This window comes from Streptomyces sp. NPDC026092 (assembly GCF_040638605.1).
In the GTDB taxonomy this organism is placed as follows: Bacteria; Actinomycetota; Actinomycetes; order Streptomycetales; family Streptomycetaceae; genus Streptomyces.
Genome location: NZ_JBEZYN010000013.1, coordinates 81,307 through 99,505, shown reverse-complemented (window position 1 = coordinate 99,505; position 18,199 = coordinate 81,307). Strand labels below are relative to the sequence as shown.

Annotated in this window: 13 protein-coding genes; 1 reads left to right on the top strand and 12 read right to left on the bottom strand. The window is 72.7% G+C overall.

Annotated elements, in window-relative coordinates; translation table 11 throughout:
• Nucleotides 1-77 precede the first annotated feature (77 nt).
• The 7 genes from AB0F56_RS21960 to AB0F56_RS21930 all read right to left on the bottom strand — a co-directional run bounded on the left by AB0F56_RS21960 (nt 78) and on the right by AB0F56_RS21930 (nt 11,734).
• Entirely contained in the window at nt 78-1,625 is a 1,548-nt protein-coding gene (locus tag AB0F56_RS21960) for an RNA polymerase sigma factor (protein ID WP_362012219.1), read from the bottom strand.
• Nucleotides 1,626-1,999: 374 nt separating this feature from the next.
• Entirely contained in the window at nt 2,000-2,887 is an 888-nt protein-coding gene (locus AB0F56_RS21955) for a FadR/GntR family transcriptional regulator (RefSeq protein ID WP_362012217.1), read from the bottom strand.
• Nucleotides 2,888-3,047: 160 nt separating this feature from the next.
• Nucleotides 3,048-4,814, bottom strand: a complete 1,767-nt coding sequence (locus tag AB0F56_RS21950) for an ABC transporter ATP-binding protein (protein WP_362012215.1) — start codon at nt 4,812-4,814, stop codon at nt 3,048-3,050.
• 119 nt (nt 4,815-4,933) lie between these two features.
• Complete coding sequence (locus tag AB0F56_RS21945) at nt 4,934-5,698, bottom strand: NUDIX domain-containing protein (protein WP_362012213.1); 765 nt, start codon at nt 5,696-5,698, stop codon at nt 4,934-4,936.
• 109 nt (nt 5,699-5,807) lie between these two features.
• Nucleotides 5,808-7,877, bottom strand: a complete 2,070-nt coding sequence (locus tag AB0F56_RS21940; protein WP_362012210.1) for a glycogen debranching N-terminal domain-containing protein — start codon at nt 7,875-7,877, stop codon at nt 5,808-5,810.
• Between the two features lie 115 nt (nt 7,878-7,992).
• Entirely contained in the window at nt 7,993-9,360 is a 1,368-nt protein-coding gene (locus tag AB0F56_RS21935; protein ID WP_362012208.1) for a DUF4192 domain-containing protein, read from the bottom strand.
• Nucleotides 9,361-9,574: 214 nt separating this feature from the next.
• Nucleotides 9,575-11,734, bottom strand: coding sequence for a RecQ family ATP-dependent DNA helicase (locus tag AB0F56_RS21930; protein WP_362012205.1), 2,160 nt, complete (start codon nt 11,732-11,734; stop codon nt 9,575-9,577).
• A gap of 355 nt (nt 11,735-12,089) precedes the next feature.
• Here AB0F56_RS21930 and AB0F56_RS21925 point away from each other — a divergent pair, with 355 nt between their 5' ends.
• The gene (locus tag AB0F56_RS21925; protein ID WP_362012203.1) at nt 12,090-12,719 is read left to right on the top strand and encodes a hypothetical protein; all 630 of its coding nucleotides are present in this window, start codon (nt 12,090-12,092) and stop codon (nt 12,717-12,719) included.
• A 151-nt stretch (nt 12,720-12,870) separates the two neighbouring features.
• On the opposite strand, the gene AB0F56_RS21920 is transcribed toward AB0F56_RS21925, so the two are convergent.
• The 5 genes from AB0F56_RS21920 to AB0F56_RS21900 all read right to left on the bottom strand — a co-directional run bounded on the left by AB0F56_RS21920 (nt 12,871) and on the right by AB0F56_RS21900 (nt 18,192).
• Nucleotides 12,871-13,500, bottom strand: coding sequence for a hypothetical protein (locus tag AB0F56_RS21920; RefSeq protein WP_362012200.1), 630 nt, complete (start codon nt 13,498-13,500; stop codon nt 12,871-12,873).
• A gap of 91 nt (nt 13,501-13,591) precedes the next feature.
• Nucleotides 13,592-14,302 (bottom strand): ribonuclease HII, encoded by a 711-nt coding sequence (locus AB0F56_RS21915; protein ID WP_362012197.1) that lies wholly within the window; start codon nt 14,300-14,302, stop codon nt 13,592-13,594.
• Nucleotides 14,303-14,496: 194 nt separating this feature from the next.
• The gene (locus tag AB0F56_RS21910) at nt 14,497-16,242 is read right to left on the bottom strand and encodes a DUF4173 domain-containing protein (protein ID WP_362012450.1); all 1,746 of its coding nucleotides are present in this window, start codon (nt 16,240-16,242) and stop codon (nt 14,497-14,499) included.
• A 366-nt stretch (nt 16,243-16,608) separates the two neighbouring features.
• Nucleotides 16,609-17,520, bottom strand: a complete 912-nt coding sequence (locus AB0F56_RS21905; protein ID WP_362012194.1) for an ADP-ribosylglycohydrolase family protein — start codon at nt 17,518-17,520, stop codon at nt 16,609-16,611.
• A 12-nt stretch (nt 17,521-17,532) separates the two neighbouring features.
• Nucleotides 17,533-18,192, bottom strand: a complete 660-nt coding sequence (locus tag AB0F56_RS21900; protein WP_362012191.1) for a histidine phosphatase family protein — start codon at nt 18,190-18,192, stop codon at nt 17,533-17,535.
• Between the last annotated feature and the right edge of the window lie 7 nt (nt 18,193-18,199).

Here is an 18,199-nt window from a genome sequence, read left to right as displayed (position 1 = left end):
CGCCGTGCACCCGCGCAATGCCGAAGGGCCCGGCCCCCTTTCGGGGAACCGGGCCCTCCAGTTCGAACGATCGCGGACTAGTCGAGGTAGTCGCGCAGCACCTGCGAACGGGACGGGTGGCGCAGCTTCGACATCGTCTTCGACTCGATCTGACGGATGCGCTCGCGCGTCACTCCGTAGACCTTGCCGATCTCGTCCAGCGTCTTCGGCTGACCGTCGGTGAGACCGAAGCGCATGGAGACCACGCCGGCCTCACGCTCGGAGAGCGTGTCGAGCACGGAGTGCAGCTGCTCCTGGAGCAGCGTGAAGCTGACCGCGTCGGCCGGGACGACCGCCTCGGAGTCCTCGATCAGGTCGCCGAACTCGCTGTCGCCGTCCTCACCCAGCGGGGTGTGGAGGGAGATCGGCTCGCGGCCGTACTTCTGGACCTCGATGACCTTCTCGGGGGTCATGTCGAGCTCCTTGGCCAGCTCCTCCGGGGTGGGCTCGCGGCCCAGGTCCTGGAGCATCTGGCGCTGGACGCGCGCGAGCTTGTTGATGACCTCGACCATGTGCACCGGGATGCGGATGGTGCGGGCCTGGTCGGCCATGGCGCGGGTGATCGCCTGACGGATCCACCAGGTGGCGTACGTGGAGAACTTGTAGCCCTTGGTGTAGTCGAACTTCTCGACGGCGCGGATCAGACCCAGGTTGCCCTCCTGGATCAGGTCCAGGAAGAGCATGCCGCGGCCGGTGTAACGCTTGGCCAGCGAGACCACCAGACGGAGGTTGGCCTCCAGGAGGTGGTTCTTGGCGCGGCGGCCGTCCTCGGCGATGATCTCCAGCTCGCGCTTGAGCTTGGGCGCCAGCTTGTCGGAGTTGGCCAGCTTGTCCTCGGCGAACAGACCGGCCTCGATGCGCTTGGCGAGTTCGACCTCCTGCTCGGCGTTGAGCAGCGGGACCTTGCCGATCTGCTTGAGGTAGTCCTTGACCGGGTCCGCGGTGGCACCGGCGACGGCGACCTGCTGCGCGGGAGCGTCGTCCTCGTCCTCGTCGGACAGGACGAAGCCCTTGTTCTCGCCCTCGGCCTCTTCGTCCTCGCCCTTGCCGGGCGCGACGTCCTCGAGGAGCTCCTCGCCCTCGACGGCCTCGTCGGCGTCCTTCTTGGCGGTGGTCTTCTTGGCCGCCGTCTTCTTGGCGACGGTCTTCTTCGCCACCGTCTTCTTGGCGACGGTCTTCTTGGCGGCCGCCTTCTTGGCCGGCGCTCCGGCCTCGTCGGCCGGGTCCGCGCTCTCTGCCGCCGGGGCCGCCGTGGCGGCCGCGACGCTCTTCGTCACGGTCGTCTTGGCGGTGACGGTCTTGGTGGCGGTGCGCTTGGCCGGGCTCTTCGCTGCGACGCTCTTGCGGGCGCGCTTCGGCGACTCCGCTGCACTGACCATCAGCGTCACACCCTCTTCCTCGAGGATCTGGTTGAGGCTGCGCAGAACATTCTTCCACTGGGTTGGCGGAATCTGGTCAGCCTCGAAGGCCCGACGCACGTCATCGCCGGCGATCTGCCCATCAGCCTTTCCCCGCTCGATGAGCGCCATCACAGACTCGGACTCGGCGATCTCCGGCGGGAGCGTACGGGATGTGCTGGCCGACACGAACAACCTCTCGGAACGATGGAAAACGGCTTCCGGCCCCGCCCAGGATCGGGCCGGAGCCGACGACCGTCGACGGGGAATGTGCCGACGGCGCGGGCTGGACCGGGGAACTGCACAGCGCCTGGGACGGCTGCTGTATTCCTTCCTCGGCTGTCACCTCTTAAGTCATCGCACGGCTTCGAGGAGTGTTACGCCCAATCCGCGTGGCCCGAGTCACACCCCATGTGCGACGAAAGCGGCCAGAACGGGCGTTCGTCGCACATTCGCGCCACCGGAGCCCCCGCGACCCCGGGTCTCACCATGATTCCCGGGTTCCGCGCGGCTCCGGCGGCACGTGACGTGTACGCCTCGCGTGCCCGGCCACGGCCCGTAGGTCAGTGCTCGCGCGGAGCGGGCACGACGCGCTCCACCTCCGGGTGGACCGTGAGCAGCTGGCGCATGGCCGTCTCGGCCCCCTGGGCGTCGCCCGTCGCGAGGCAGTCGGCGATGCGCGCGTGGTGCGCCAGGCAGGACTCACCCGGGCGGTCACAGCCGGTGACCGGGCCGCCGGAGACCTGGAGCGCTGCGGCGACGATGCCGGAGAGGTGCTCCAGCATGCGGTTCCCGGCGAGCTGGATGAGCAGGGAGTGGAACTCGGCGTCGGCCCGGGAGAAGGTGATGCCGTCCCCCTGGGCATAGGCGTGGCCCATGATCTCGACCATGTCCGAGAGCCGCTGCTGGACGTCCTCACGGCCGTGACCGGCGGCGAGGCGGGCGGCGAGGGGCTCGATCGTCCACCGCAGCTCGTTGAGCTCGCGGCGCTGGTCGTCGCGAGCCGGGCCGAAGGCGCGCCACTCGATGATGTCGGGGTCCAGCAGGTTCCAGTCGCTGACCGGCCTGACCCGGGTACCGACGTTGGGGCGGGCGCTGACCAGGCCCTTGGCCTCCAGCACGCGCAGCGACTCGCGCACGACGGTGCGGGAGACCTCGAAGCGCTGACCGATCTCCTCCGGGACGAGCGGGCGGTCCGCGCCGAGGTCGCCGGAGACGATCATCTGGCCGAGCTGCTGGACGAGCTGGCCGTGCAGTCCGCGGCCACGGCTGCCGGCGCTGCGACGACCGACCCGGCCGAGGTCCGTCTCCACCCCTTCCCAGGAGGGGGGACCCACGCGCTCGGCGACGGGCGCCTCCGCGTACGGGTAGCGATCGAGATCGCCCGGGGCGCCGAGGCCGGAGTCGACGGGACGGGCGGCGGTCATCATGGTGTGCGCAAGGGTACTCACGCATCCTTTGTCGGCGTGGCCCTCGTGACCCTTGAGGTCTTTGGTGAAAAGCACACGAAAGGGTGATCGGCGCCCCCTACACAATTGACGATTATTCGGACATAGTCGGGCATTTTCAAGAGAGTTACATGGGAACCGGAACGATTCGATCCGGTTTTGATCACCAACGCGCCTTGCGATGAAGGCCCGTGATCACATACGCGCAGAGGAGCGCGGTCAACGCCAGCGCCAGCGCCACCCCCACGGGCTGCGCGACCACCCGGAGGGCGCCCAGCAGCCAGCGGTCGGCCGCCATGGGCCACTCCATGCTGACGAATTCCCTCAGCCTGCCGGGGAGTCCGGCGATCGACCGGCCCGCGGGGCCCGCGGTCGTCTGACGCAGCAGCGGAGCCACGACGACGGGCACCGCGAGCACAGCCGCCACTCCCGCCGCGGCCACTCGGAAGACCCCGGCCCCGAGCACCCCCGCCCAGGCGCACCCGACGATCAGACCGAGCCAACTCGCACACAGAGTCGGCCAGTTTTCCGGTACGGGAATCAACTCGCCGCCGTACACGAGGCGGAGCGCCTCCAGGTCCGCCACCACGACGAGCACCGCGATGACCAGGGCGGTGGCGGCCGCGACCGCGAGCTTGGCGAGCAGCAGCCCCAGCCTGCGGGGAACGACGCCTCGGCCGGTCGTGAGCGCCGGGTAGCGGTACTCGTCCCCGAACGAGAAGGCGCCGAGCAGCCCCGCCCCGAGCGCGGCGGGAGGCAGCGGCGAGACGGCGGGCCATCCGGCGAGCACGGTCGGCAGGGGTGTCCGGCCACTGCGCGCGAGGAGCAGCGAGATCACCACGGAGGCGACGAGGACCGCCGCCACGACGAGCGGTGTCGCCGGCACGCCGAGCAGCCTGCGGATCTCGTACCGCAGCGGCCGCAGCGGCGAACGGGCCGGCCGCCGCCGGGGCTCCGGCGGCCCGGAGTCCGGCGTGGCGGCGGCAGCGGGAGCGGGCCGCTCGGGCTCGGTGTCGGAACGCCCCTCACCCCGGGTGTCGCGGCCGGTGTCGACGGGGGCGGTGTCGCCCACCTCGTCGGTCAGCCGATGGATGAGGACTCCGTGGCGGAAGGCGGTCTCCCCGATGGCGGCGCAGTCGCTGCCGTAGACGGACAGGCGGTTGCCGCGTTCGGTGATCACTTCGACGGTGCGGCGCGCGGCGCGCGCCTCCTGGGTGACGGCGGCGGCGAGCCGCGCGGCATGCGGTGTGCGGACGGCCACGCGCGGCCGGAGCCGGGTGTGCGCGAAGTCGGCGGCCGCCTGGGCCGCGACGAGCCGTCCCTTGTCGAGGGTGACGATCCGGTCGGCGTTGCGGGCCGCGTCCTTGGGGTCCTCGGTGGTGTAGAGGACGGTGCCGCCCTCGGTGGCGTGGGCGCGCAGCAGTTCGTGCAGCCAGGCGCGCTCGCGTACGGAGAGCCCGGCGCCGGGCTCGTCGAGCAGCAGCGTGTGCGGGTCGCCCAACAGGGCCGAGGCGAGGCCGAGTCGACGGTCCATGCCCCGGGAGAGCCGGCCGATGCGCTGATCGTGCAGGCCGGCGAGTCCCACGAACTCCAACATCTCGTCGGCCCTGGACGCGGGGACCCCCGCTGCGGCGCTCAGCATCCGCAACTGGCTGCGCAGGGTCCGTGAGGGGTGTCCGGGAACGTCACCGAACAGCACGCCCACCTCGCCGGCGGGGTGGGCGATGCGCTGCAGGGGGCGGCCGCGGAAGTAGGTGACGCCTCGGCCCGGCTCGAGTTCGAGCATCAGCCGCAGGGCAGTGGTCTTCCCGGATCCGGCGGAGCCGAGAAGGGCGGTGACCTGCCCCGGCCGTGCGTCGAAGGTGAGATCGTCCACGGCGGGCGGGAGGTCGCGGCGGGGGCTGCTGGTGAGTCCGATGACCTGGAGCATCGCTTCTCTCGCGGTAGGTGAGACCGCTCCGCGGCAGGGCGGCTATCGAAGCAAGATAACGCTACATTTCGGACTTTTGGTGCATGGCTGAGGCCACGGGTCGCCCCGGAGCGGGGCGATCAGACCTCGGGACGGAGCATCGGCGGGTTGAGCAGCGTCGCCCCGCCCGCCCTGAACAGCTGTGCGGGACGCCCGCCCTGACGGGTCGTGGTGCCGCCCGCCGGAACCAGGAAGCCCGGCGTACCGGTCACCTTCCGATGGAAGTTGCGCGGGTCGAGCGCGACACCCCACACGGCTTCGTACACCCTGCGGAGCTCGCCGACCGTGAACTCCGGCGGGCAGAAGGCCGTTGCCAGCGAGGAGTACTCGATCTTCGAGCGGGCCCGCTCCACACCGTCACCGAGGATCCGCGCGTGGTCGAAGGCGAGCGGCTCGACCTGCCCGTCGTCGACGGATCCGTCCTTGCCGAGCAGCTCCTCCACCGGGGCCCAGCGGGCGCTGTTCGCGTCGCCGCCCGCACGCGGGGCGGGCAGATCCGGAGAGAGCGCCAGATGGGCGACGCTGACCACCCGCATCCGGGGGTCGCGTTCGGGGTCGCCGTAGGTGGCCAGCTGCTCCAGGTGGGCGCCGTTGGCCGGCACGGGCGCCGGGGCACCCGGGTCGTGGACGCAGAGGCCGGTTTCCTCCACCAGCTCGCGCGCGGCCGCCATGGTCAGGTCCTCGTCGGCCCGGACGAATCCGCCGGGCAGCGCCCACCTGCCTTGGAACGGCGCTTCTCCCCGCCGCACCACCAGGGCGCACAGGGCGTGGCGCCGCACGGTGAGCACGACCAGATCGACAGTGACGGCGAAGGGCGGAAAGGCCGACGGGTCGTAGGGAGGCATGCCGTGATCATAGTCGTCTTCCTGACGATAAACACGCCCCTCCCGTGCATCGACGTCGACTTCTTCCCGCTCCCCCGGGACCGTTCCGGTGCTGAGGGGTTGCATCCGTTCAGCCCCCCAGCTGGAGGCCGTCGGCGGCCTCCTCGACCATGCCGAGGCCCAGCCGGCTCACCCGTGCGGCGAACGGCTCCCCTGCGACCCGAACACCCGACAGCCGTACGGCTCCGAGCGGAGCGGACCGGACGGGGTGCAGGGCGACCGTCCCGCCGGGGGCGTCCGGCCGGATACCCACGAGGGCCGTCACGAGGTGGACAGCACCGGCCGCCGCCACCGCCGCCGGCCGACAGGCCGTCGGATGGGGAACGGGGATCGCCCCGGTCGTCCGCACACCGCCGCCGTACATCTCGGGCAGCCGGTAGCCGAACGCCTCCGCCGCGTCGACAGTCCCCTTCAGCAAGGACCCCGCTTCCCTCTCGTATCCCGCCGCGGCGAGACCCGCGACGGCCACCGCCGTCTCATGGACCCGCACCGCACCGGCCCGGTGCCCGAAGGGGTTGTGGCCGGGCTCCTTGGCACCGAGGCTGCGCAGCCCCCAGCCGGAGTCGAGCGCGGGCGTGCCCAGCAGGCGGGCCAGTTGTTCGGTGGAGGCCTTGTCCAGCAGGCCGGGTGCGTACCGCCCGCCGCCGAGGAGCCCGGTGTCGAGCAGGTGTGCCGCCCAGCCGCCCAGCTGCGTCCACGGCCGGCCGCCGGGTACCAGGGCCGCCGCGGGCCTGCCGCCGGACCTGTCGTCGAGCCAGAACACAGCCCGGAACCGCTCGCGCAGGGCGCGAGCCCACTCCCGCCATTCGTCGGCCCCGGGGCGTCCACAGCCGTCGAGGAGGTCGGCGCCGAGCAGGGCCGCGCGATGGGCGTGGGCCTGGGTCTCCGCCCGCCACGGCCCGGCGGGGCCCGGGTCCGGGACGAAGCCCTGCTCGTCGGCCGCGCCCCTGAGCCACTGGAGGCACCGTTCCGCAGTGGGCAGGAGCTCCACGAGGTCCTGCTCGGGGAGCCCCCACCGCCTCGCCTCGGCCAGGACCGTGGGGAAGGCGAGCGTGGCCTCGATACCCGTGCAGCGCGGAGGGAGGAAGGGGCCGGCGTCTCTGAGGGGCCCCTGGATGCGGCCCCTCGCCGGCCCCGGCCCGTCGAACTGGGCGCGGGCCAGTGCTCGGAGCGTCGTGACGGCGAGTCGGGTGCCCAGCGGGAGGGCCATACGCGCCGCCCAGAGCGCCTCGGCGGTAGCGGGTCCGCAGCGCCACGGGACTCCGGCGGCGAGGTGGACGTCGCTCGGATGCACCGGGTCTCGCTGCAGGAGCGCCCGCAGGTCGTCGACGGCCACCCGCAGGAGCTCGCCGATCCGGGGATCGTCTCCCTCGGCGCGCGCCTCCGCGAGGACGACGCCACTGGGTCGGCCCGTACCGGTGCCCACGGCTCCGGAAGGTCGGGGCGCGCGGTCCGCGCGGACCCTGAGTTCGATGGTCCGGGTCGCCCCGGGAGCCAGCTCCATCTCCCAGCGAAGGAGTCCCGCCGCGGCCAGCGCGTCCGTCGGCGGCGGGTCGGCGCTGACGGAAGCGTACCGTCCGTCACCCGCTGTCCAACGCATCCCCGTGCCGTGAACACTGGCGGCGATTTCGGGTCCGCCCCGCCCCGCCGCCACGGCGCCCAGTTCCGCGAGATCCGTACCCAGAGCGATTTCCACCGGGAGCCGGAGGGGTCTGCCGACGGAGCTGCGCAGGGTGATCCGCTCGGTCCCGTCGGCGTCGCGTGAGCGCTCGACGGTGAGTCCGGGGTCGGGGCCGATGTCTCCCGCCGTACGGACGGCGGAGAGGAAGACGGTGCGGTCCGCCGAGGCCTGGCGGCCCTGCAGGGCGAGAGGCTCTCGGCCGGCCACGCGCAGCACGGAGCGGGCGAGGAGGCGGCGTCCGGAGAGGTAGACCCCTTCGAGGCCGTGACCGGTGAGCTGGCCGTGATCGGGCGAGATCGCGAGGGCGGGCAGGGCCACGCAGAGGAGCGCGTGGTGCACCGACGGCGGTTCTCCCGGTCGGGCGGTGGCAGGAGGCGTAAGACCGCCGGCGGACGCCTGTACGGCCGGGAGTCCGGGGGCTGCCGGGAGTCCGGGGGCTGGGGCGGGACGGGAGGCCATGGGTGGTGTGCGGTGCTCTCTGTGCGATCCGGGCTGCCGACAAGGGTTCGGCGGCACGGGTCGTCGGGCTCCGCCACAGAGGTGAACGCCGCTGCGGGTGGCCTGGTCACGGGCGTCACCGCCCGCTCCTCGTCCCGCGCTGTCCGCCGCGCGGTCCGCCCGGCCGGGTCGCGGCACCCCGCGATCGCTGGGTGGAGCCCTTGCCGGGACGGGTCCCCGCGGTCGGCGCAGCCTTCCTCGGGGCCTTCACGACCTTCCCCGCCTTCGCCTTGGCGGGACGGTGCGCCGCGGCGTGCTGTTCCAGGGCCGCCGCCCTCGACCCGCGCTCCTGCCGCAGGCAGCTCCGCAGGGATTCGGGGTCCAGCCCCTCGTTGCAGGCCTGGTGCAGCAGCCGGGCGAAGACGTAGTCGGGGTCGGCGTCCAGGGCGAGCCCCAGGGCGACCCGGGCGGCCGGCTCGTCCCCGGTGGACCAGGCCACCCAGCCGGCGAGCGTGAGCGGAGCCGCGGCGTGCTCGCCGAACGGAGCGACGCAGCGCCGGGCCAGCACGCGCCACAGCCGCAGCGCGGCGGCACCCTCGCTGCCCTCCATCCATTCGGCGGCCTGGTCCCGTGTCTCCCGGTCCTGGAGCCCCAGGATCAGGGCGGCGGCCTCGTCGGCGTCGAGGATCGCGTCGTCGGCCACGTCCTGTTCGGCCGTCGCGGCGCCACGCACGCCGGCCGGCGCGGGTGGCACGGCCGGGGCGTCGAAGCGTCGGAGGACCTCGCGGGCGAGGTCGATCGTCGTCTCCCTGACCTCTGCACGGCCCGCACCGGGCGGACCGTCGAAGATCTTGGGGACGATCACGGCGGAGGCCTCGTTCAGCGCCTTGCGCTGCCGTTCGTCCTCGGACGAGGGCGACGCACGGGGCGTGAGCCGGGCCTCCATGTCCCGCAGGGATCCCCGGACCTGGATTCCGGCGTAGGCGGCGGAGGCCGCCATGACCGACGTACCGGTCAGGGCGAGGGGTGTGCCGTCGGGCGGGCAGCAGCGGGTGTCGGGGCAGCAGTAGGAGAAGTACAGGCCGTCGGAGATGCAGAGTGCTTCGTAGACGGGAATGTCGAGCGCGCCGCAGGCGGTGCGCAGGCGCTGGGCGAACGGGCGCAGCCGCTCCATCACATGACGGCCCGTCTCACCGGGCGCCGGGTCCTGGCAGAGGAAGACGACGATGCCGTCCGGCCGGGTGCCGCGCCGGGCACAGCCCTCGACGAGGCACTCGGCGAGGTGTTCGGCCGTCGAGGGCCATTCGTTCGCGGACCGCGGGATGCCGAGCCTGACCCGGCCGCCGAATCGTCCGAGCTCACCGTGGAGCGCGACGAGGACGACGGAGTCGCTCGGGTGAAAGCCGAGCATGAACGGGAGTGCGTCGGCCAGCTCGGCGGGGCCGCGCAGCGTGATCTGCTGGGATTCGGTCGTTCCACGGAATTCGTGCGGGTTCGTGTTCATGGTCACGACGGTCTCGCGCCGACCGCCGACTCCGAAAGCCCTGTGGATAACTCCCCGGCCGACCCGCCCGGCAGTTGTCCACAGCTCGGACGGCTCGCTCACGCGATGTCCGAGGCATCGGCTTACCTGGGGTCATGAACCACACAGACCGCCAGGACACGTGGCGCTCGTCGAAGCCGTTCAGCGACCGAACGCACGGGCGCCCTGCCCGCATTCACGCCGATGCCGCGAGAACCAGCGGGAGAACCGGACCGCTGCCGGCGCGGCGGAGCTGGCGGGTCGCGACGGCGAGGGTCCAGCCGGAGTCGGTGTAGTCGTCCACCAGCAGGACGGGCCCGACGGCCCCTGCCACGGCGGCGGCCAGCTCCTCCGAGACGGTGAAGGCACCGAACAGACCCGTCAGCCGTTGCGCGGAGTTGCTGCGGCGTGCCGCTTCGGCGCCGCTCGGCCCGGTGTAGGTCAAGGTGCCGAGGTAAGGGAGGCGACCGATGGACGCGATCCCCTGCGCCAAGGAGCCGACGAGCTGCGGTCGGCGGAGGGACGGCACGGCGACGATGCCCACGGGCCGGGCGGAGGCGTCCGCGACGTTCGGTGCCCACCCGCCGGCAGAGCGCGCCCAGTCGGCCAGGACGGCCACCGCCGCCTTCAGGACGTCGTCGGGGACCGGGCCGTCGGGGGCGTTCTCGGCCAGCAGGGGGCGCAGTCGGTTGCCCCAGCCGATGTCCGAGAGCCGGCCGAGGGCACGCCCGGTGGACCCCTGCTCACCGGCGGGGATACGTCCCTTGAGGTCGATGCCGAGGGCGGGCATGCCGGTCGGCCACATCCGGCGCGGCTCGACCTCCACACCCGGACGGTCCAGCTCTCGCGTGGCACCCGTCAGCGCCTCGGTCGAGACGGAGGAGCCGATCCAGGCACCCGCGCAGTTGTCGCACCGGCCGCACGGCTCCGCGCCCTCGTCGTCCAGGTGCTGACGCAGGAACTCCATCCGGCACCGGGTCGTGCTCACGTAGTCGCGCATGGCCTGCTGCTCGGCCTTGCGCTGCCGCGCCACCCACGCGTACCGCTCCGCGTCGTAGGCCCACGGCTGCCCCGTGCTCTCCCAGCCGCCCTTCACCCGCTTGACGGCCCCGTCCACGTCGAGGACCTTGAGCATCGTCTCCAGGCGGGTGCGGCGCAGATCCACCGCCGCCTCCAGGGCCGGCACGGACAGCGGCCGTCCCGCGTCCGCGAGGGCCGTGATCGTCTGACGTACCTGGGCCTCGGGCGGGAAGGCCGTGTCGGCGAAGTAGCGCCAGATCGCCTCGTCCTCCTTGCCCGGCAGCATCAGCACCTCCGCGTGCTCCACCCCGCGTCCGGCACGGCCCACCTGCTGGTAGTACGCGATCGGCGAGGACGGCGAGCCGAGGTGGATCACGAAGCCGAGGTCGGGCTTGTCGAAGCCCATGCCCAGGGCCGAGGTCGCCACCAGCGCCTTCACCCGGTTCTGCTGCAGGTCGGCTTCGGCCTGCAGCCGGTCGGCGTTCTCCGTACGGCCCGTGTACGAGTCCACCGTGAAACCGCGCTGCCGCAGAAAGGCCGTGGCCTCCTCGGCCGCGGCCACGGTCAGCGTGTAGATGATCCCGGAGCCCGGCAGCTCGTCCAGGTGCTCGGCGAGCCAGGCCAGGCGGTGGGCGGCGTCCGGCAACTGGACGACGCCGAGCCGGAGGCTCTCCCTCTCCAGCGAGCCACGCAGGACCAGGGCCTCTCCTGCGCCCGTGCCCAGCTGCTCGGCCACGTCCGCGGTGACCCGCGCGTTGGCGGTCGCGGTGGTGGCAAGGACCGGCACGCCCGGGGAGAGCTCTCCGAGCATGGCCCGCAGCCTGCGGTAGTCGGGGCGGAAGTCGTGGCCCCAGTCGGAGATGCAGTGCGCCTCGTCGACCACCAGCAGACCGGTCGTGGCCGCGAGCTTGGGCAGCACCTGCTCGCGGAAGTCGACGGAGTTGAGGCGCTCCGGGCTCACGAGGAGAACGTCGGTCTCGCCCCGCTCGACCTCCCCGTAGATGGTGTCCCACTCCTCCGGGTTGGCGGAGTTGATGGTGTGCGCCCGGATACCGGCCCGCTCCGCCGCCTCGACCTGGTTGCGCATCAGCGCCAGCAGCGGCGAGATGATCACCGTCGGGCCGGCCCCACGGCGCCGCAACAGAGCCGTCGCGACGAAGTACACCGCCGACTTGCCCCAGCCGGTGCGCTGCACCACCAGCGCCCGCCGACGCTCCTCCACCAGGGCGGACACCGCCTGCCACTGGTCCTCCCGCAGCCGCGCGGAGCCCCCGGGATCTCCCACGAGCTCGGCAAGGATGGCGTCGGCTTCGGCACGGAGCTCCAGGTTGTCCATGCCCCCCATGCAACCCGATGGCACTGACAATCGGCCAATTCACTCGGAGCGACATCTCGCTCTCGAACAGTCCCCGGCGCGGGCACCGGCGAGGCCGGTTCGGGCGTGTTCCCTCTGACGCCTGACGTCCAGATGTGAAACGGAGCGTGAACAGTGGGTGTCTGGGCAGGGATATGAGTGCCATACCGACCCATTCCAGTCAGCGGCGTCAATTGCTCGTTGCCGCTCGCGCACGGGCCAGCAAGAATTGGGAAACCGCCCGGCATGGCCCCGTACGCGGTCCGGAAGGACTGTGCCGTGGTGCGCCCTCACTCGACCCTGCCCGCCCAGCGGGCGCGTATCCGAAGGGAGGACCGTGACCTTCGGATTCGCTCCGTCCGCAGCCACTTCGATCAACTCGTCGACCGAGTCCGCCAGCCGCCTCGCTCGGATGCTGGAGCCGGCGGAGTGGGCGGCGGCCGAAATCCCGCTGCTCCGCAACCCCCGTGAGGTCGTCAGCGGGCTGCACACCCGCCACCGCCCGACCCCGGCGACGGCGGTCGTCGCCGTGCTCGACCACGAGGAACGGCTCACCGCCAGCGCGTCGTTCACCCGTCGTCCGGTCCCGGCGGACGGCTGGGAGTTCCGCAACGTGCTCCTCGCCCATCTGCGCCGCGTCATCCCGCACGACCTGCGCCGCCGGACACCCGTGCGGACGGCGGTCCTGCTCTACTGCCGGGACGGCGACGAGCGGTGGACGGAGGAGGACGGCGCCTGGATGTGGGGCCTGCGGGACGCCTGCACGCTCCACGGGCTGCGCTGTGGCGCGTACATCACCCTGACGCGCGGCGGCTGGCAGGTGCTGGGCGAGGGGCGCGGCGGCCGGTACCCCGGCTCGGGTTCGCGCCCCGCACCGCTCGGCGATGTTCCGTCCGAGCTCGGTCTTCTGACGCCCCGTACGGCCGGCGGTGCCGCCGAACCGTTGCGCCGGACGGCGGCCCGCTGAGGCGGACCGCACCGGCCACGGAAGCGGGGCGACCGCCCGGCCGCCCCGAAGGGCAGCCGGGGCAGGACCACGCGAGGTGACCCTGCTGGGACCTCGGACGTCAGACCTCGGCGGTCAGCCCCCGGACCTCAGGCCTCGGACCTCGTAAAGGTCAGACACCCACGCCGAGCACGGCGTTGATGCGCTGCGGGTCGCCGCAGACGATGAGCAGCGCGGTCGCGCGCCCCATCGCCAGGGGCAGCGCCTTGGCGACCGCCTCCTCGGCTCCGCCGTTGACCGCCACCACGACCACGGGCCGGGCGGCCGCCCGCTCCACGGCGTCGGCGTCGGCGAAGAACACGTCGTCGCCGGCGTCCTGCTGGGCCCAGTAGGCGGTCTCGCCGAAGGACAGCTCGTGCGCCGCCCACGGGTGCTGCTCACCGGTGGTGAGCACGAGGATGTCGCCGGGGGAACGGCCGCTGTCCAGGAGCAGATCGACGGCCTCTTCGGCGGCGTCGACGGCGCCGTCGACTGGGGCCGGGATCAGCTGGATCTGCGGGCCCGTGCGCTGCTCGGAACGATTCTCCGGACGGGTCGACGGGGTCTGCGCGGCGCCGGTGTGCGGGCGGGGCATCGGCGGTCCGGGCCTGGCCGATCCGGGACCGGGACGCCCGGGACGCGGCGAGGCCGCGGAACGCGGACCGGGTACGGGACGGGGGGTCGGCGCGGGGTGGCCTGCGGCCGTGCCGCGGGGACCCTGGGCACTCTCGTGAATCTGAGGCTCCTCGGGGAAGAGAGGCATGAGTGGATGTCTATCAAACGCCGGTGCGCGGGGCTCCGGCGGGTGGGCACAATCGTGCGACCCGGCCGTCGGCATGAGCCTGCCGGGAAGTTCAGAAATCGAAGCCGAGTTGGCCCCCGCTTTCCAGTGCGGCCGCCTCGGCGGAGATGCGGATCTTCTTGAGGTGCCGCCACTGGGGCAGCGCGTCGAGATACGACCAGGAGAGCCGGTGGAAGGGCGTCGGTCCCCGCTCTTCCAGGGCGGCCTTGTGCACCGGCGAGGGGTAGCCCGCGTTGGCGTCGAAGCCGTATCCCGCGCACCCCTGCGACTCGCCCTCGAGCTCGGCCATCATCGCGTCGCGCCGGACCTTGGCGATGACCGAGGCCGCCGCCACGGCGATGCAGGACTGGTCGCCCTTGATCACCGTACGGACCTTCCAGGGGCTGCCCAGGTAGTCGTGCTTCCCGTCGAGTATCACCGCGTCGGGGCGGACCGGCAGTGCGTCCAGCGCGCGCACGGCGGCCAGCCGGAGCGCGGCGGTCATGCCCAGCTCGTCGATCTCCTCGGGGGAGGCGTGGCCGAGCGCGTAGGCGGTGACCCACTTCTCCAGTTCCGCGGCCAGGGCGGTACGACGCTTGGGGGTGATCAGCTTGGAGTCGGTGAGCCCCTCGGGGGGCCTGCGGAGGCCGGTGACGGCCGCGCAGACCGTCACGGGACCGGCCCATGCCCCGCGTCCGACCTCGTCTACCCCGGCGACGATCTTGGCGCCGGTGGTGGCTCGGAGCGAGCGCTCGACGGTGTGTGTGGGTGGTTCATAGGGCATGGCGCGAGCAAGGTTACGCCGATGGGCACCGCCCGCGATACCCGGATTCCCCTCGGATGTCCGAACGGGCCGTGTGAAGCCGGTCCGAGACGGCTTGATCTGATCGATCGAAGGGGATCCGGAACGCACGCACCCCGGCCCCTTCCCCTCTCGAGCGGGCCAGGAATCGGGGTGGTGCGCGCGAGGCGCCGACCTCAGGGGGCCCCGTACGGATCGCCCGACCGATCGCCGTTCTCGTAGGGGTCGTAGCCGTCCAACCTGCTCACCGCCCCGCATTCGGCCGGGGTCCGGTCGACGCCCCGCTCCGCCAGGAGCGTGCGCGCCCTCGCCTCCGACCAGCTCGTGGCGTACCAGCCTCCGTCGTCGCCGCGCAGGCGCACCTCGATGCCGAGGAGGGCGCAGGAACGCTGCGGCTCCGGAAGCCGGTCGAGGGCGGGTACGGCGTCCGCCGAGAGCGCGGCGAGATAGGGAATGTCGATCTTCTTGGAGCTGCTGAACCGCTCGACATTGCGTTCGGCGACGAGGGCGTCGGGCGAGGCGAGGCCGAAGGCGAGTACGCCCGCGGCGGCGCTGACGGCCACCGCGCGGGGCAGCAGACGCGCGCCGAAGATCCCTGCGGCCATGATCAGCAGAATGACCAGACCCAGCCAGATCTCCATCGCGGCCACGGAGATGCGCAGCCGGGTGAGCCCGTACGCGTCGACGTACAGGTCCATCCTGCGCAGCGCGGAGGCGACCACGACGAGCGTGAGGACGCACAGGGTGCCGAGGACGGCACGGACGAGCGTACGGTCGCGGGCGCCGTCGCGCGGCGCCCAGCGCAGGGCGAGACCGATCACCACGAGGGTGAGCAGGGTGGCCATGAGCAGCTGCCAGAAGCCCTGGCGGGCGTACTCGGAGTAGGTCAGGTCGGTCTCTTCGAGGACCTTTTCGTACCCGCCGAAGAGAACGGCGAGTTGGACCCCGTTGAACGCCGCGAAAAGCAGGTTGAGCACGATCAGCGGAAGGGCCCACTCCAGTCGCGCGCGGGCCCGGCCGGGGCGGATCACCATCCGGTCCCAACGCAAGGGCGCGGCGGCCGTACGGGCGAGGGCGACGGCGCCGAAGAGCCCGAGCAGGAAGAACGAGAGCCGCCAGGGCGCCTGCTCCAGCGAGATGTCGGGCATCAGGGAACCGAGCAGGTCGGCGAAGGCCGCGTCGGCGCCGGCGAACAGCGCGCCGAAGACGACGAGCAGGGCGACGGCCACTCCGACGGTCCGCACGACCGGGCCCCACCGGCCGCGCGAGCCGTCCGCACGATCACGTACGCCGCGCCAGATCCAGCCGGTCCCTGAACCGAGGGAGTCGAACAGACCGAAGGGCGCGAAGAGAACGCTCGGCCAGCCCCGGCCGCCGTGCAGGGCGAGGGCCGTCACGCCGATGGCGGTGACGATCGCGAGGAAGGTCGGCCATCCCGCGTCCCGGAGCGCGGGGACGGCGAGGAGGGCGAGGCCGCCGATCGCCCAGACCAGCGTCCAGGGCCGGAGCCGCCTGCCCGCCGCCCGCGCGGCGAAGGCGGCCGCGAGGACCGCGGGAGCGGCCACGATCATCAGGTTGAGGCCGATTCCCTCGTCGAGGAGCAGGGCGGACAGCAAGGCGGTGGCGAGGACCGCCCAGAGCGTCGGGGCGGTGACCTGGGCCGGCGCGGCGGGGCGCAGTCGGGTCAGCCAGGTGTCGCCGGGGGGCGCGGGCGGAGCCCAGGGGTGCGGCGGCCGGCCACCGGGCCACGCCGTCGCCGCCGCGGCCCGCTGGTGGGGCGGCGCGTACGGCGCGTAGTACGGCCCCGGCGGTACGGGACCCGGGGGCACGGGACCGGGAGGCACTGGACCGGGACCGGGACCGGGAGCGGGACCCGGGGGCACGGGAGCGGGACCGGGCTCCGGCTTGCGGTCGGCCGTCATCCCCGCCTTGGGCTCGACCGCCGTCGCCGCCTCGGGCTCGGCCGCTGTCCCCACGATGGGCTCGGCAGCGGTCGCCGCCCTGGGCTCGGACGTGGGCTTCGGCTCGCTGACGGGCTGAGCTCCGTCCTGCGGTGGTGGATCGGACGGTATGTCGGACACGGGACCCCCTCCCGACCCGGCTCGCATGCGGTGCCTCGCCGGCGGAGGGCTGCGGTCCGGGTGTCGTGTCGGCGCGCTCTTGACATGATCAGCGCTGCGGAGTGGCCGACTCTAACGGCGGTCCGCCCGTTCGGACCCGACCGGACGGCGCTGTGTCAGGACCGTGACACTCACCTCCCCGTTCCCGGGGTACGGGAAGGGGCCGGATCAGGGCCGTACGCCGGCGGGCACCCAGTCCGGCAGTTCCTCCGTCTGCTCCAGCCAGGAGGCGGGCGGCGCGCCGGCCGCACCGGAGGCCACGACTCCGCCGGCGATCGCGCAGGTGGTGTCGACATCGCCGCCGACCTGGGCGGTCGTCCAGAAAACCTGCTCGTAGTCGCCGAGCGCCCGGGCCGCCGACCAGAGCGCGAACGGCACGGTGTCGTGCGCGCTGGTACGGCGCCCACTGCCCAGGACCGCCGCGACCGTCCCGGCGTCGCCGTAGTCGAGCATGTCGCGGGCGCGGCGCAGCCCCGCGCCGACCGCGCTGCGCGGTACGAGGGCGATCACCCCGTCCAGGAGGTCCGTCGGCGTGGGCGGACCCGCCGGGTCCGCGGCGAGCGCGGCGGCGGCCGCGACGGCCATGGCGCCGACGACGGCCTCACGGTGCTGGTGCGTGGTGTACGCGGAGATCTCGGCCTGGTGGGTCGCCTGCTCCGGGTCGTCCGCGTACCAGGCGCCGAGCGGGGCGATCCGCATCGCGGCTCCGTTGCCCCACGAGCCCTGACCGTTGAAGAGCGCGGCGGCGAGCTCACGCCAGTCGCCGCCCTCCCTGATGAGCCGGAGCATCCTGTTGACGGCGGGGCCGTAGCCCCGGTCGAAGTCGTGGTGCTCGGCGAACGCGTGCGCGAGCGCGTCCTGGTCGATCCGCCCGTGGCTCACGAGCACGGCCAGGACCGAGCCGGCCATCTCGGTGTCGTCGGTCCACTGCCAGGTGCCCGGAGGCAGCTCGCGTCGCTTGAGCAGCGGATAGTTGACGGGAACGAAGAACTGGGAGCCCAGGGCGTCTCCCACGGCCAGCCCTCGAAGGCTGGCCAGGGCGCGGTCGAAGCGCCGGTCGAGAGTGGAGTCAGCGGTCATCGCTTCACCACTCTATCCGGTGGAGCCGTACGGTTCCGGGGTACGCCAGCGCTCGAACGGCCGGTCCAGGCTGTATCTGCCGTCCTCGCCGAGCAGCAGCGTCCGCGTCTCGCCGTTGCCCGGGTTGGACAGCGACTCGAACTCGGCGACGCTCCAGTGGAACCACCGCATGCAGAACAGCCGCATCGTCAGCCCGTGGGTCACAAGGAGCACGTTCGGCGGGTGGTCGGGCGCCTCGAAGCTGCGGTAGAGGCTCTCCAGGAACGCCCCGACCCGGTCGTACACGTCGGCCCCGGACTCGCCCTGCGCGAAGCGGTAGAAGAAGTGCCCGTACGCGTCCCGGTACGCCTTCTGCAGGCGTACGTCATCCCTGTCCTGCCAGTTTCCCCAGTCCTGCTCCCGCAGCCGCGGCTCCTCCCGAACCCGGACCTGCCCGGGGTCGAGCCGGAACTCCCGGAAGGTCTGGTGCGTTCGACGGTACGGCGAGACGTACACGCTGACCTGCTCCTCCCCGAAGAGGTCCCGCAGTTGCTCCCCTGTCTCCCGGGCCTGCCGCAGACCGGTCTCGGTGAGCCTGAGCGCGTGGTCGGGCTCCCGCTCGTACACCGTGTCGTCGGCATTGCCTTCGGACTCTCCGTGCCGTACGAGGACGATGCGCCGCGGTCTTGCCATGCCACGA